Source organism: Streptomyces sp. NPDC043870, assembly GCF_056435785.1.
On sequence record NZ_JBWKDT010000009.1, the window covers coordinates 241,299 to 255,683 of the forward strand.

General features: G+C 70.7%; 10 protein-coding genes and 1 pseudogene. 10 read left to right on the plus strand and 1 reads right to left on the minus strand.

What is annotated here, in order from left to right:
* The 6 genes and pseudogenes from AC0699_RS15050 to AC0699_RS15075 form a co-directional block, all read left to right on the plus strand.
* Positions 1–440: pseudogene (locus AC0699_RS15050) on the plus strand (cyclase family protein); the annotation flags it as partial.
* Between the two features lie 123 nt (positions 441–563).
* Entirely contained in the window at positions 564–2,159 is a 1,596-nt protein-coding gene (locus AC0699_RS15055; RefSeq protein WP_478659933.1) for a GMC oxidoreductase, read from the plus strand.
* Between the two features lie 185 nt (positions 2,160–2,344).
* Positions 2,345–3,139 carry an SDR family oxidoreductase gene (locus AC0699_RS15060; protein ID WP_478659969.1) on the plus strand — a complete coding sequence of 265 codons (795 nt, stop codon included), beginning with the start codon at positions 2,345–2,347 and terminating at the stop codon, positions 3,137–3,139.
* 40 nt (positions 3,140–3,179) lie between these two features.
* A complete protein-coding gene (locus AC0699_RS15065) occupies positions 3,180–4,691 on the plus strand; it encodes a cytochrome ubiquinol oxidase subunit I (RefSeq protein ID WP_478659935.1) in 1,512 nt (503 codons plus the stop codon).
* Positions 4,688–5,740: a cytochrome d ubiquinol oxidase subunit II gene (locus tag AC0699_RS15070; RefSeq protein ID WP_478659937.1), complete on the plus strand. Its 1,053-nt coding sequence runs from the start codon at positions 4,688–4,690 to the stop codon at positions 5,738–5,740. Before AC0699_RS15065 ends, AC0699_RS15070 begins: the two co-directional genes overlap by 4 nt.
* A gap of 10 nt (positions 5,741–5,750) precedes the next feature.
* Positions 5,751–7,526, plus strand: coding sequence for a cation:proton antiporter (locus AC0699_RS15075; RefSeq protein ID WP_478659938.1), 1,776 nt, complete (start codon positions 5,751–5,753; stop codon positions 7,524–7,526).
* Positions 7,527–7,577: 51 nt separating this feature from the next.
* On the opposite strand, the gene AC0699_RS15080 is transcribed toward AC0699_RS15075, so the two are convergent.
* Complete coding sequence (locus tag AC0699_RS15080) at positions 7,578–9,461, minus strand: glycoside hydrolase family 15 protein (protein WP_478659940.1); 1,884 nt, start codon at positions 9,459–9,461, stop codon at positions 7,578–7,580.
* Between the two features lie 122 nt (positions 9,462–9,583).
* Between AC0699_RS15080 and AC0699_RS15085 the strand changes: the two genes are divergently transcribed.
* From AC0699_RS15085 to pcaDC, 4 genes are all read left to right on the plus strand, one after another.
* A complete protein-coding gene (locus AC0699_RS15085) occupies positions 9,584–10,915 on the plus strand; it encodes a DUF2254 domain-containing protein (protein ID WP_478659942.1) in 1,332 nt (443 codons plus the stop codon).
* Between the two features lie 135 nt (positions 10,916–11,050).
* The gene (locus AC0699_RS15090; RefSeq protein WP_478659944.1) at positions 11,051–12,229 is read left to right on the plus strand and encodes an ROK family glucokinase; all 1,179 of its coding nucleotides are present in this window, start codon (positions 11,051–11,053) and stop codon (positions 12,227–12,229) included.
* 62 nt (positions 12,230–12,291) lie between these two features.
* Positions 12,292–12,801, plus strand: coding sequence for a hypothetical protein (locus AC0699_RS15095; protein WP_478659971.1), 510 nt, complete (start codon positions 12,292–12,294; stop codon positions 12,799–12,801).
* A 58-nt stretch (positions 12,802–12,859) separates the two neighbouring features.
* Positions 12,860–14,134 (plus strand): bifunctional 3-oxoadipate enol-lactonase/4-carboxymuconolactone decarboxylase PcaDC, encoded by a 1,275-nt coding sequence (gene pcaDC / locus AC0699_RS15100; RefSeq protein ID WP_478659973.1) that lies wholly within the window; start codon positions 12,860–12,862, stop codon positions 14,132–14,134.
* Positions 14,135–14,385: the final 251 nt, after the last annotated feature.

The following is a 14,385-nucleotide window of genomic DNA, read 5'->3' on the forward strand; positions in this document are numbered from 1 at the left end:
GTACGACGGGCGAATAGTGGGGTTCGCGACCGTCATCGGGGCCGGAGCCCGTGCGGGGCGGGCCCGTCGTTGCTGGCTCCCCCCCCCCCCCCCCCCCCCCCCCCCCCCCCCCCCCCCGCGAGACCGGGCCCTGGAAGGCAGCGGAGGCACGGGCCGGACTGCATCCGGAGGCGGTGGAGTTCCTGGCCGAACGACGCGTCGCGGTGCTGGGTGGCGACGGCAACAACGACACGGCCCCGAGCGGGGTGGAAGGAGTCGCCTTCCCCGTCCATGTGCTGACCATCCATGCGATGGGGCTGCACCTCATGGACTATCTGCAGTTCGAGGAGCTGGCCCCGGCCTGCGAACAGGAGGGCCACTGGAGTTTCCTCTGTGTGATCGCGCCGCTGCGGCTCCCGGCGGCCACCGGGTCCCCGGTGAACCCGATCGCCGTGCTGTGACGGTCCCGCACGGCGCAGGCCGTACAGCGCGGGCCGTGATGCGCAAACAGCGGCCCGGTCGCAGCGCCCCAGTTCCACCGATATGTTCGGTCTGTAGGCCAGAACCGCGAGGATGTGGCTGTGATGAGCGATTCCCCCCACTACGACGTCATCATCATCGGCACCGGCGCGGGCGGGGGTACGCTCGCCCACCGCATCGCCCCGTCGGGCAAACGCGTACTCCTCCTCGAACGCGGCGACTACCTGCCCCGCGAGCGGGACAACTGGGACTCCACGGCCGTCTTCGTCAAGGGCAAGTACCGAGCGCCCGAGTTCTGGTTCGACAAGCACGGCAACAGCTTCCCGCCCGAGGTCAACTACTACGTCGGCGGCAACACCAAGTTCTACGGCGCGGCCCTGTTCCGGCTGCGCCCGCAGGACTTCGGCGAGCTGCGCCACCACGGCGGCACGTCCCCCGCCTGGCCGATCCGCTACAACGACCTGGAGCCGTACTACACCCAGGCCGAGCGCCTTTATCTCGTACACGGCCGGCACGGGGAGGATCCCGTTGAGGGCCCGGCGAGCGAGCAGTACGCGTACCCGCCGGTCGAACACGAGCCGCGCATCCAGCAGTTGAGCGACGACCTCGAGAAGCGCGGACTGCACCCCTTCCATCTGCCCATCGGGGTCAATCTGCAGCAGGACGACCAGGGCCGGGCCATCCACTCCAGTGCCTGCATCCGCTGCAACCGGGTCGACGGCTTCCCCTGCCTGGTGCGCGGCAAGTCCGACGCACAGGTGATCTGTGTCGAGCCGGCACTGGAGCACCCCAACGTCGAGATGATCACTCACGCCCATGTGGTCCGCCTGGAGACCGACCCCACCGGACGCAGTGTCAGCACCGTCGTCGCCCGGCTCGGCGGCAGCGACGGTGACGGATCACCGGCCCGCTTCTCCGCCGATGTCGTCGTCGTCGCATGCGGCGCCGTCAACTCCGCGGTCCTGCTGCTCGCATCGGCCAACGACCGGCATCCGAACGGACTGGCCAACAGCTCGGACGTCGTCGGCCGGCACTACATGCGGCACAACAACCTGGCGCTGATGGCCGTGTCCAAGGAGCCCAACGACACCCAGTTCCAGAAGACCCTCGCCCTCAACGACTGGTACTTCGGAGCCGACGACTGGGACTATCCGCTCGGCGGCATCCAGATGCTCGGCAAGTCGGACGCCGAGCAGATCCACGGCGAGGCCCCGCGCTGGGCCGGGGCCGTGACACCGAACATGCCCTTCGAGGTGCTCGCCCACCACGCCGTCGACTTCTGGCTGTGCGGAGAGGACCTTCCCGCCCGCGAGAACCGGGTCACCCTGGACAAGGACGGCGGCATCCATCTGGCCCTCGACGAGAAGAACAACATCGAGGGCCTGAACCGGTTGCGGCACAAGCTGCAGAGCATGCTGGGCCACCTGGGCATGCACGAGAACCATCTGCTGTCGCACAGCATCTACCTGCACAAGGGCATGCCCATCGGCGCGACCGCCCACCAGGCCGGCACCGTGCGCTTCGGCAACGACCCGCGCAGCTCGGCCCTTGACGTCAACTGCAAGGCCCATGACCTCGACAACCTCTACGTCGTCGACACGAGCTTCTTCCCGAGCATCGGGGCGGTCAACCCGTCCCTGACCGCCATCGCCAACGCCCTGCGCGTCGGGGACCACATCGTGGAACGTCTGCGCGGCTGATCCGACCGGGGGAACATCGACCATCCAACGGCCCAACGTGCGTGCGCTGGGCCGTCCGCCTCCGCCCGCGGGTGGTTCCGTGGCGCGCGGGCCCGATCGCAGCTGTGGCGGCCCGGGGCCCCGGCACGTATCCAGGAGGCATCGTGAACACCCACGCCGGTGCGGCACAGCCCGCGATCCCACCGCTGCTGAAGGGACAGAAAGCGCTGGTGACCGGAGCCAACTCCGGTATCGGCAGGGCGACGGCGATCGGCCTGGGCCGGGCGGGTGCCGATGTGGTCGTGAACTATGTGGCCGGCCAGGAAGCCGCCGAGCAGGTCGTCGAGGAGATCCAGGCTCTCGGGGTGCGTGCCGCCGCCTACGAGGCGGATGTGTCGCAGGAGGACCAGGTCGTCGGCATGGTCGACCGGATGGTCAAGGAGTTCGGGACGATCGACATCATGGTGGCCAACGCGGGTCTCCAGCGCGACGCCCCGGTCACCGACATGACGCTCGCCCAGTGGCAGAAGGTGCTGGACGTCAACCTCACCGGCCAGTTCCTCTGCGCCCGGGAGGCGACCAAGGAGTTCCTGCGGCGCGGTGTCGTCCCCGAGGTGTCACGCTCCGCCGGGAAGATCATCTGCATGAGTTCGGTCCACCAGGTCATCCCCTGGGCGGGCCACGTCAACTACGCCTCCTCCAAAGGCGGCGTGCAGATGATGATGGAGACGCTGGCCCAGGAACTCGCCCCGAAGAAGATCAGGGTGAACGCGATCGGGCCGGGTGCCATCAAGACCCCGATCAACACGAGCGCGTGGGACACCCCCGAAGCCGAGAAGGACCTGCTGCGGCTCATTCCCTACGCCCGCGTCGGAGAGCCGGAGGACATCGCCCAGGCTGCCGTCGCCCTTGCCTCGGACCTCATGGACTACGTGGTCGGCGTCACCCTCTACGTGGACGGAGGCATGACCCTCTTCCCCGGATTCGCCACGGGCGGATGACGCGCGCCCGTTCCGAAGGGCCCGACCATCGAAGGCACGCATGCACAATCCGGTCCACCTGCTCGCGGACGTCCATCTCCTGGCGGACGCACCCGCCCAACTGCTCCCGGCCAGGGAGCTCATGGCGTTCACCCTGGCCTCCCACATCATCCTGGTGCCGATGGGGGTGGCGTTTCCGCTGATCACCCTGATCATGCACTATCGCGGACTGCGCAGGAACGATCCCGTCGCCCTGCTCCTCGCCCGCCGCTGGTCGGCGGTCATGGCGATCCAGTTCGCCGTCGGAGTGGTGACCGGCACGGTCCTCTCCTTCGAGTTCGGTCTGCTCTGGCCGGGCCTGATGGGCAAGTGGGGTGATGTCTTCGGCATCGGATTCGGCGTCGAGGCCTGGGCGTTCTTCCTCGAGGCCGTCCTCATCGCGATCTACCTCTACGGCTGGCGCAGGCTCAAGCCGCGGACCCACTTCCTGCTCGGCCTGCCGCTGCCCGCGGCCGCGCTGCTCGGGGCGTTCGGCATCCTCGCGGCCAACTCATGGATGAACACCCCCCAGGGCTTCACGCTCGACTCCGACGGCAACCCCGTCGACGTCGACATCTGGAAAGCGGTCTTCACCCCGATGTTCGGGCCGCAGTACTGGCACTTCGTCGTGGCGATGCTCGTGACGGCCGGATACGTCGTCGCGGGCGTCTACGCGGTCGGCCGGCTCCGGGGCCGCCGGGACCGCTACCACCGGCTCGGCTTCACCGTGCCCTTCACGCTCGCCGCCGTGTTCACGCCGATCCAGTTCATGCTGGGCGACTCCATCGCCCGGCAGGTGTTCCACAAGCAGCCGGTGAAGTTCGCCGCGATGGAGATCGTCTGGGAGACCGACACCCATGTGCCGGAATACCTGTACGGCCGCCTCCACCCGGACGGCACCATCTCCGGCGGCATCAAGATCCCCCAACTCGACTCCATCCTGGCCGGATTCAGGCCCGACACCAAGGTCATGGGACTCACGTCCGTCCCGGCGTCCGACCGCCCGAACGCCACCCAGGCGACCATCGTCCACTGGGCCTTCGACACCATGGTCTTCATCGGCTCCCTGCTGGTGCTCCTCGCCCTCTGGTACGGCCTCGTGTGGCTGCGGCGGCGCAAGCTCCCCGAACCCCAGCGGCTCCCCGAGTCCCGCTGGTTCTACCGCGGCGCGGCATGCGCCGGAGTCGCCTCGGTCGTCGCCGTCGAATGCGGCTGGATCGCGACCGAAGTGGGACGGCAGCCCTGGATCGTCTACCAGAACATGCGGGTCGCCGAAGCGGTGACGGCGACCAGGTCCACCAGCCTCTGGATCATGTTCGGCCTGGTGATCGTCGTGTACGTCTTCATCTTCGGCTCGTTCCTCGCGGTGCTGCTGAAGATGCGCACCCGCTGGCGGCTCGCCGACGCCGGGCAGCCGGCCGAGGGGCCGGAGACCGACACCCCCTACGGCCCGCGCTCCCGGCCCTCGTCCGGCGAGGAGCCCGCCGCCCGGGCAGCCGGACGGCCGGGACCGGGTAAGGACGGCCCGTCATGACGACCGCGAGCATCATCGCCTTCGTACTGCTGCTCGCGGTGGCCGCGTACGCGTGTGCCGGCGGCACCGACTACGGAGCCGGTTTCTGGGACCTGTTCGCCGGTGGCGCGGAGCGGGGAAAGCGGCCCCGGTGGCTGATCGACCACGCCATGGCACCCGTCTGGGAGGTCAACAACGTCTGGCTGATCTTCATCTTCGTCATCATGTGGACCGGGTTCCCCGTCCTGTTCCAGACGGTCTTCTCGGCGATGTGGCTGCCGCTGGCCCTCGCCGCCGTCGGCCTGGTCCTGCGCGGCGCCGGGTTCGCGCTGCGCAAGCCCGCCCGGCGGCTGGCCCGACGACGTGTCTACGGCGCGGTGTTCGCCATCGCCTCGCTGCTCACCCCGTTCTTCCTCGGCGCGGCCGTCGGCGGTATCGCCTCCGGACGGGTGGCGCCGGGCACCGAGGCCTCGGCGGACGCCTGGGCCAACCCCACCGCCGTCCTCTTCGGGCTCGTCACCGTCGCCGCCACCGCCTTCCTCGGCGCGGTGTTCCTCACCTCCGACGCCGCACGCTTCGACGCGCCCGATCTCGTCGGCTACTTCCGGCGCCGCGCCCTCGCCGCCCTCGCCGTCGTGGCGCTGCTCGGCCTGTGCGCGCTCGCCGTCACCCGCGGCGACGCCCCCCATGTCTGGCACGGACTCACCCATGGCGCGGGCCTCGCCTTCGTCATCGTGGCTGCCGTATGCGCCCTTGCCACCGCCTGGCTGTTGCTGCGGGCCGACGGGATGTGGTCCCGCATCGCGGCGGTCGGCGTCGTCGCGGCGGCCGTCATCGCCTGGGGATTCGCCCAGCGCCCGTACCTCATCCCGACGTCCCTGACCGTCTCCGAAGGCGCGGGCGACCCCAGGTCACTGACCTGGCTCGCGTTCGTCACGCTGGTCGCGGCGATCGTCGTCTTCCCCGCCGTCTTCCTGCTCTACTGGCTGGACACCCACGGTGAGCTGGAATCCCTCACCGACGCCGACCTGCGGGAGAGCGGGCCCGGGAACCCGGCCGACGGAGACTGACGGGACGGCCGTGCTCAGCACCGACGAGTTCCTCCTCGGGGTCGCACTCACCGTGCTGATCGCGGTCGGCTCGCAGATCCTGGCGAGCCGGCTGCGCATCCCTGCCCTGATCGTGCTCCTGCCGGCCGGGTTCACCGCGGGCGCCCTGACCGACGTCGTCCAGCCGGAGAGGCTGATCCCGGAGCACTTCTCCTCCGTGGTCACGCTCTCTGTGGCGCTGATCCTCTACGACGCGGGCCTCGACCTCGATCTGCGCCTCCTCAGGCGCGGCACCCGGTCCGTGGTCGGGCGGCTGCTGCTGCTGGGCGTACCGATCACGGCGGGGGCGGTCATGGCCGTCGGCCCCGCCCTGTTCGACGTCCCGCTCGCCACGGCCATGATGCTCGGGGTGATCCTCGTCGTGTCGGGACCGACGGTCGTGGGGCCGCTGCTCGACCACGTCCGGCCCTCCGAGCGGGTGCGGCGGATCCTGGTCTGGGAGGGATCGCTGATCGATCCGGTGGGCGGCATCCTCGGTGCGCTCGTCTTCCACTCGATCCTGGTCAGCGGCTTCCGGGTGGGGCAGGGATACCGGTTCGGCGAGTTCATGCTCAGCGCGCTCGTCGGCCTGGCAGGCGGGGTGGTGGGGGCCGCGCTCCTCTGGTTCGCCCTGCGCGTCCTCGGACTCGGCGAGAAGCTGGGCACCCTGGCCCAACTGGCAACGGTCGTCGCGGTGTCGGCGCTCTGCGACATCGTGCGCGACGACACCGGCCTCATCGCCGCCGTCGTCGCCGGAATGGCGGTCGCCAACCTCCCAGGCCTCGATCTACCGGCCCGGCGGCCCTTCTTCGAGACACTCGTCCAGCTGATCATCGGTCTGCTGTTCGTCTCCATCTCGGCCGGTGTCCCGCCGGCGTCCGTGACCCCCGTACTCCTGCCCACCGCCGGGCTCGTCGCCCTGCTCGTGCTGGTGGTACGCCCGCTCATCGCCTGGCTCTCCACCCACGGGGCGGGACTGTCCGGCGGGGAGCGGGCGTTCATCGGCTGGATGGCGCCGCGCGGCATCGTGGCCGCTGCCACCGCCTCCACGTTCTCCGCCACCCTGGCCGACGAGGGGCTGGCGGGCGCGTCCGAGATCCTTCCGGTCACGTTCCTGGTCATCGTCGGCACGGTCCTGCTGTACGGGCTGACGGCCGGGTGGGTCGCCAGGCGGCTCGGGGTCCGGTCGCCACGCACCAGACCGCTTCTGGTGGGAGGCGAACCCTGGGTCGTCGACCTCGGGCGGTGCCTGCGGTCCGCCGGGCTCGACGTACTGATGTGGGCGGGGCCCGACGAGCAGCGCGAGCGGATCAGGGAGGCCGGCGTCGAGCCGGCCCCGGGCGAACTCCTGGCGACGGCGACGGTCCCCGGGGCCCGGCTCGAAGGGGTCACCACGGTCCTGCTGCTCACCGACGACGACGACTTCAACGCCCTGGTCTCGGTCGTGGTCCGGGACAGTGTCGACGGCCCGGTGTACCGGGTCGGTCCCCCCGAGGACAGTCCCGGTGCCGTCGCCACCCGCACCGGCCGGGACGTCCTCTTCGGGCGGGACCTCGTCCGGCACATCCTGGCCGCCCGATACGAGCAGGGCGCGCGCTTCGTGCTCGGGGCGCCGGGGGAAGCCCGGCCGCCGGGGCACGACCTGCTGTTCGTGGTACGGAGCGACGGGTACCTCGACCCGGTCACCGAGGCCGGGGCACCCGTCCCTGGTACGGGTGACAGGGTCGTACTCCTCGGTCCCGGGACGGCCGGGACACGTGAGCCGTGAACCGACGGGAGGACCCGACGGGAGGACCCGACGGGAGGAACCGACGGGAGCTCACGCCGCGTCGGCCGGCGGAGCAGGCGAGGTCCTTCCACGTGCCCGGTTCAGGGCCGCGTCCAGGGTGAGGGCCGTGTCGATGAAGGCGAGATGGGTGAAGGCCTGCGGGAAGTTGCCGAGCTGGCGTCCGGTCAGATCGATCTCCTCGGAGTACAGGCCCAGATGATTGGCGTACGTCAGCATCTTCTCCAGCACGAGCCGCGACTGGTCCAGCCTCCCCGCCCGCGCGAGCGCGTCGACGTAGATGAACGTGCACAGGGAGAAGGTGCCTTCGGAGCCTCGTAGACCGTCGGGCGAGGCCTCCGGGTTGTAGCGGTAGACCAGGCTGTCGGACACCAGCTCCCGGTCCATCGCGTCCAGGGTCGAGGTCCACATCGGATCGCTCGGGGTGATGAAGCCCACCGTGGACATCCGCAGCAGCGACGAGTCGAGCACCTCGCTTCCGTAGTGCTGTACGAACGCCTTCCGCCCCGCGTCCCAGCCGCGGTCGTAGACCTGTTGGTAGATCTTGTCCCGCTCACCGCTCCAGCGTGCGCGAGCGGCCGGCCGGCCGCTCGCGGCGGCCAGCCGCAGCGCCCGGTCGAAGGCGACCCAGGACATCACCCGGCCGTAGGTGAAGTCCTGGCGCCCGCCGCGGGTCTCCCACAGGCCCTCCTCCGCCTGGTCCCAGTTGTCACAGAGCCAGTCGACGATGGTGTGCAGTGACTTCCACCCTCGGTAGCCCAGCTGGAGACCGCGTTCGTGGGCGAAGTAGATGCTGTCCATCGCCTCGCCGTAGATGTCGAGCTGGAGCTGGTCGGCCGCGCCGTTGCCGATGCGTACGGGGCTGGAACCCTGATATCCCTCCCAGTGGCCGAGGGTCTCCTCGACCAGGTCGGAGGAGCCGTCGACGCGGTACATGATGTTGAGCGGCCCGCTGTCGCCGGAGTTGCCCGCCTTCTCCTGGACCCGGTCGTGCAGCCAGACCATGAACGCGGTCGCCTCTTCGGTGAATCCGAGCCCCAGCAGGGCGTAGACGGAGAAGGAGGCGTCGCGGATCCAGGTGAACCGGTAGTCCCAGTTGCGCTCGCCGCCCAGCTGCTCGGGCAGTCCGGTGGTCGGCGCGGCCACGAGCGCGCCGCTCGGCGCGTACGTCATCAGCTTCAGCGTGATGGCCGAGCGCTCCACCGCCTCCCGCCAGCGGCCGGAGTAGCGGGACTGGGCGAGCCAGTCGCGCCAGTACCGGACCGTGTCCTCGAAGAGCTCCACGAACTCGGCGTGCCCGATCTCCCGCGGCGGGCCGTCGGCGGAGGACTCGATGACGATTCCCCGCTCCTGACCGGCTTGCAGGGTCAGCTTGACGTGTACGTCGCGGTCGCTGGTGACGTCGGTGACGAGCCGTACGTCCTCGGGCTCGCGGATGGCATGGAGGGTCAGCTCCATCCCGTCCGCGACGAACACCGCCCCGTTCTCGGTGACATGCAGCTCGTGCGGGGCGCGGCCGTAGTCGAACCGCGGAACGATGTCGACCTGGAAGGTGATGCTGCCGCGGACGCATCGCAGCAGACGGACCAGCCGATGGCGATTCGTCGCCGTCCTGCCCGTCACCGGCATGAAGTCGACGACCTCCCCGGCTCCGGCCTCGGTCATGAAGCGGGTGACGAGGACCGGTGTGTCGGGCATGTACAACTGCTTGCTGGTGTACGTCTGGTCCGCCGGGGCGACCCTGAAGTACCCGCCCTTTTCGCGGTCCAGCAGCGCACCGAAAATACTCGGCGAATCGAACCGTGGACAGCAGAACCAGTCGATGGTGCCATGCGTGGTCACGAGCGCTGCGGTCTGCAGATCACCGATGAGACCGTGGTCCTCGATGAGGGGGTAGTCGAGCGGGTAATCGTTCATCGCGAACCCCTTTCGCCCTGGCCAGGCGGCCCGTGCCACTCCATCAGCTTAGACAGTCAGTGCATTTCAGGCTCTTCGGGGTTTTATCGAAAGATTCGTGCGTATCGGGAAGCGGCTCTACCGTGGAGGAGAGAACCCCAGCCGACAACCCGGGGGCGCGAGCGATGATGTCCTGGGCGACGGTCTTCCGGCTGAGGCAGTACGCCAAGGCAAGTCTGTGGATCGTTCCGCTGCTCGGCATCGTTCTCGGCTTCCTCCTCGCGGACGCCACGGTGTGGCTCGACGCCAGATTGAAGGTGCCGCTGGAGTGGCAGTACTCCGCTTCGACCGCGAGCAGCGTGCTCAGTTCGATCGTCGGCGCGATGGTCGCTCTGCTCGGCTTCGTCGTGACCATCGGCGTCCTCGTCGTCCAGCAGGCCACCGGAACGCTGTCACCGCGCTACATGCGTCTGTGGTACCGGGACCGGCTGCAGAAGGCGGTGCTCGCCACCTTCGCCGGGACGTTCGCCTTCGCCTTCTCGCTGCTGCGCCGCATCGAGACGGACTTCGTGCCCGATCTCGGCGTCACCCTGGCGGGAGCGGGCGTCGCCGCGAGTCTGCTGCTCCTCCTGATCTATCTCAACCGGTTCATCCACAACCTCAGGCCCGTGGCCATCGCCGACCTGGTGTCACGGGCTGGACGACGGCTGATCGCCCGGGGCGAGACCCTGGCCGCCGGCGGAACGCTCCGGGCCGGGGTCCCGCCCGGACCGCTGCCCGGCGGCCCGGTGACCCCGGTCCGCAGCGAGCAGGGCGGCACGATCCAGGGCTTCCACGCAGGGCGGCTGAGAGCCGTCGCCGAGCGGCGCGACTGCGTGATCGTGCTCACCCAGCGGGTGGGCGACTCCGTGCCGCCCGGCGCCACACTGATGGAGGTCCACGGCGCGTCGCCGCCGGACCCCCGGCAGCTGACCGGGCTCGTCGCCCTGGGCGTCGAACGGACCATCGAGCAGGACCCCGCCTTCGCCCTGCGCATCCTCGTCGATGTCGCGATCAGAGCGCTCTCGCCGGCCGTGAACGACCCCACGACCGCCGTCCAGGTGCTGAACCACATCGAGGCGCTCCTGCACAGCCTCGGCACGGCGCCGCTGCGCCGCCGCTACACCCTCTACGACAGCCGCGGTCTGCCCCGGCTGGTGGTCGCCGGGCGGGCCTGGGAGGACTTCCTCCAGCTCGCCCTCACCGAGATCCGCCAGTACGGCGCGACCTCCATGCAGGTCTGCCGACGGCTCCGGGCCCTGCTGAACGGCCTCCTCGACGCGCTGCCCGAGCCGCATCGGGCCGCCGTGCGCGCGGAGCTCGAGCTCCTGGACGAATCGGTCGAGCGGTCCTTCACCGACCCCGCCCTGCGGGCCACGGCGCTGACACCCGACCGCCAGGGTATCGGGGGCGGGTCCGGCACCGCCCCGGCGTGAGGGCGGCCACAGTCACCCGCAGCCCGCCCCGCGGCCGCGCAGGCCCGCGGGGCTGGCCGGATGGCACAATCGGGCACGGCGGGCGCCGTCCGCCTCCGGTGATCCGGACCGCCCTCCACATCCCGCAGGGACGCCTTGAGCACGTACCGCGAATTCGCCCACCGAGGCTCCGCCCGCGCCACCGTACTGCGGACCGTCGGCACCCGTGAGCGGCGCTCGCACCTCACCGCCCCCCGCGTGCCGACCGTGGGCATCGACATCGGCGGTACGAAGGTGATGGCCGGTGTCGTCGACGCCGACGGCATCATTCTGGAGAAGGTCCGCACCGAGACTCCCGACAAGTCCAAGAGCCCCAAGGTCGTCGAGGACACCATCGTCGAGCTGGTCCTGGACCTCTCCGACCGGCACGATGTGCACGCCGTGGGCATCGGCGCGGCAGGCTGGGTCGACGCCGACCGCTCCAAGGTCCTCTTCGCGCCGCATCTGGCCTGGCGCAACGAACCGCTGCGCGACTCGCTGCAGAACCGTCTCGCCGTCCCCGTCATGGTCGACAACGACGCCAACACCGCCGCCTGGGCCGAGTGGCGCTTCGGCGCGGGCCGCGGCGAGGACCATCTGGTCATGATCACGCTCGGTACCGGCATCGGCGGCGCGATCCTGGAGGACGGGCAGGTCAAGCGCGGCAAGTACGGCGTCGCCGGTGAATTCGGCCATATGCAGGTCGTGCCGGGCGGGCACCGCTGCCCCTGCGGCAACCGCGGCTGCTGGGAGCAGTACAGCTCCGGGAACGCCCTGGTCCGCGAGGCCCGCGAGCTGGCCGCCGCCGACTCGCCGGTCGCGTACAACATCATCGATCGGGTCAAGGGCAACATCCCGGACATCACCGGCCCGCTGATCACCGAACTGGCCCGTGAGGGCGACGCCATGTGCGTCGAGCTGCTCCAGGACATCGGCCAGTGGCTCGGCGTCGGCATCGCCAATCTGGCGGCCGCCCTCGATCCGTCCTGCTTCGTCATCGGCGGCGGGGTCAGTGCCGCCGACGATCTGCTGATCGGCCCCGCCAGGGACGCCTTCCGCCGCCATCTCACCGGCCGCGGCTACCGGCCGGAGGCCCGTATCGCGAAGGCGCAGCTCGGCCCCGAGGCCGGTATGGTCGGCGCGGCCGACCTCGCCCGGCTCGTCGCCCGGCGGTTCCGGCGCGCCAACCGGCGCCGGGTCGAGCGCTACGAGAGATACGAGCGCTACGCCCAGGCCCTCCGTAACCCCGGAGGCGCCGGCAACACCACCCGCACCACCCCTCAGGACCCCTTGTGACCGTGCCCCGACAGTCCCCGCCCGTGGACGAGCCCGTACGTCCGCCCGAGGACCGGCGCCATATGATCCGCCGGCGCTGGCTCACCGCGATCGTCATCGTGCTGCTCATCGGCGTCCCGGCCGGCTACCTGGTGATCTCCGCGGAGCAGAGCCGCGACAGCGGCCGGGACAAGGAGGCGGAGTCCTCGGCCACCGGACTGCGCGACAGCTGGCCCTCCAAGATGAAGCGCCGTGTCTTCGAGGTGCCGATCCCCACGAAGTCCACCGAGGTCGCGTACTACGAGACCAGCAACTGGAAGTCCAGCCGGCTGTACGTCAAGTTCCGCACCACGGCCGCCGGGCTCGACACCTTCCTCACGAGCGTCGGTACCAGCCGCGCCCATCTGAAGACCGGCGAGGTCAGCATCGGCGAACGCGACGCCGAGACGGTCGGCTGGGTCTTCGGACCCGAGGCGGACTGGGCCGCGACCAGGCACAAGCAGCCCGATCCCCGGCCTTCCCAGGACATCACCGCCGATCTGAGCGATCCGGCTTCGCCCATGGTGTTTGTCGTCTCGACCGCGACACCCTGATCCGGAGCACGTGCCTCCGCTCGCTACTGTGGAGCGGGTGAGTGAGACGCAGACGCAGATGCCCCCGAAGACCCTGCAGTACCGGATCGACGGTCCGGACGACGCGCCCGTCCTCATCCTCGGGCCCTCGCTCGGCACCACCTGGCACATGTGGGACCGGCAGATACCGGAGCTGTCCCAGCAGTGGCGGATCCTGCGCTTCGATCTTCCGGGGCACGGCGGCGCCCCCGCGCACGCCGCCGGCTCGGTGACCGACCTCGCCGACCGCCTCGTCGCCACCCTCGACGAGCTCGGCGTGCAGCGCTTCGGCTACGCGGGGTGCTCCATCGGCGGCGCGGTCGGCATCGATCTCGCGCTGCGGCTGCCGCACCGGGTGGCGTCGCTCGCGCTGGTCGCCGCATCGCCCCGGTTCGGCACGGCGGACGAGTTCCGGCAGCGGGGCGTCATCGTCCGCACCAACGGCCTCGACCCGATGGCCCGTACCGCGCCCGAGAGCTGGTTCACCCCGGGATTCGTCGCCGCGCAGCCCGCGATCGTCGAGTGGGCCGTCCAGATGGTGCGCACCACCGATCCCGGCTGCTACATCGCCGCCTGCGAGGCGCTCGCAGCGTTCGACGTCAGGGCCGAACTGGGCCGGGTCGGCATCCCCACGCTGGTCCTGGTCGGCTCCGAGGACCGGCTTACCGGGCCCGCGGAGGCCCGCACCCTGGTCGCCGGCATACCCGACGCCCGCCTCGCGCTGGTCCCGGGCGCCTCCCACCTGGCGCCCGTGGAGCAGCCCGCGGCCGTCACCGATCTGCTGGTACGCCACTTCTCCCTGGCCTGGCAGGACACACTCCACGCGATCCCCGCGCCGCCGGTGGTCCCCTCGATCTCCGCGCCGGTCGCCCCGGTCGCCGAGATCGCCCCGGCGCGCACCGCCGAGCAGCCGCAGGCGGTCGGGGTGACTCGGCCCGACTCGTACGAGGCCGGGATGAAGATCCGCCGCGAAGTGCTCGGCGACGCCCATGTGGACCGGGTCACGGCCGCGGCGGACGACTTCACCGGTGAGTTCCAGGAGCTGATCACCCGCTACGCCTGGGGCGAGGTCTGGACCCGCGACGGCCTGGACCGCCGCACCCGCAGCGTCGTCACCCTCACCGCCCTGGTCGCGGGCGGCCACCTCGACGAGCTGGCCTTCCACACCCGCGCGGCCCTCCGCAACGGCCTGACCCCGACGGAGATCCGCGAGGTCCTGATCCAGTCGGCGGTCTACTGCGGGGTTCCGGCAGCGAACTCCGCGTTCCGGGTCGCCCAGGCGGTGATCCGAGAGGAGACGACCCCACGCGAGTAGCCGTCCCGGGGCTTCCCCCGGCGCCCGGGGGCGGCTCGGTGAGCGGTGGGCGGTGGGCGCCTGCGGCGGGCGTTTCCCTCCGGCCCCTTCCCGGCTGTGTCGATTCGCGACTCCGCCGTGTGGGGGGCAAGCCCCCAGACCCCCGGTACGGCCTCCGGCCGTGGGGGGGGGGGGGGGGGGGGGGGGGGGGGGGGGGGGGGGGGGGGGGGGGGGGGGGGGGGGGGGGGGGGGGGGGGGGGGGGGGGGGGGGG

Excerpts from the sequence above, each read along its gene's own strand:
- AC0699_RS15070 (WP_478659937.1), top strand. The coding sequence starts at position 4,688 with ATGACGACCGCGAGCATCATCGCCTTCGTACTGCTGCTCGCGGTGGCC.
- AC0699_RS15055 (WP_478659933.1), top strand. The coding sequence starts at position 564 with ATGAGCGATTCCCCCCACTACGACGTCATCATCATCGGCACCGGCGCG.
- AC0699_RS15095 (WP_478659971.1), top strand. The coding sequence starts at position 12,292 with ATGATCCGCCGGCGCTGGCTCACCGCGATCGTCATCGTGCTGCTCATC.
- AC0699_RS15065 (WP_478659935.1), top strand. The coding sequence starts at position 3,180 with ATGCACAATCCGGTCCACCTGCTCGCGGACGTCCATCTCCTGGCGGAC.
- pcaDC (WP_478659973.1), top strand. The coding sequence starts at position 12,860 with ATGCCCCCGAAGACCCTGCAGTACCGGATCGACGGTCCGGACGACGCG.
- AC0699_RS15080 (WP_478659940.1), bottom strand. The coding sequence starts at position 9,461 with ATGAACGATTACCCGCTCGACTACCCCCTCATCGAGGACCACGGTCTC.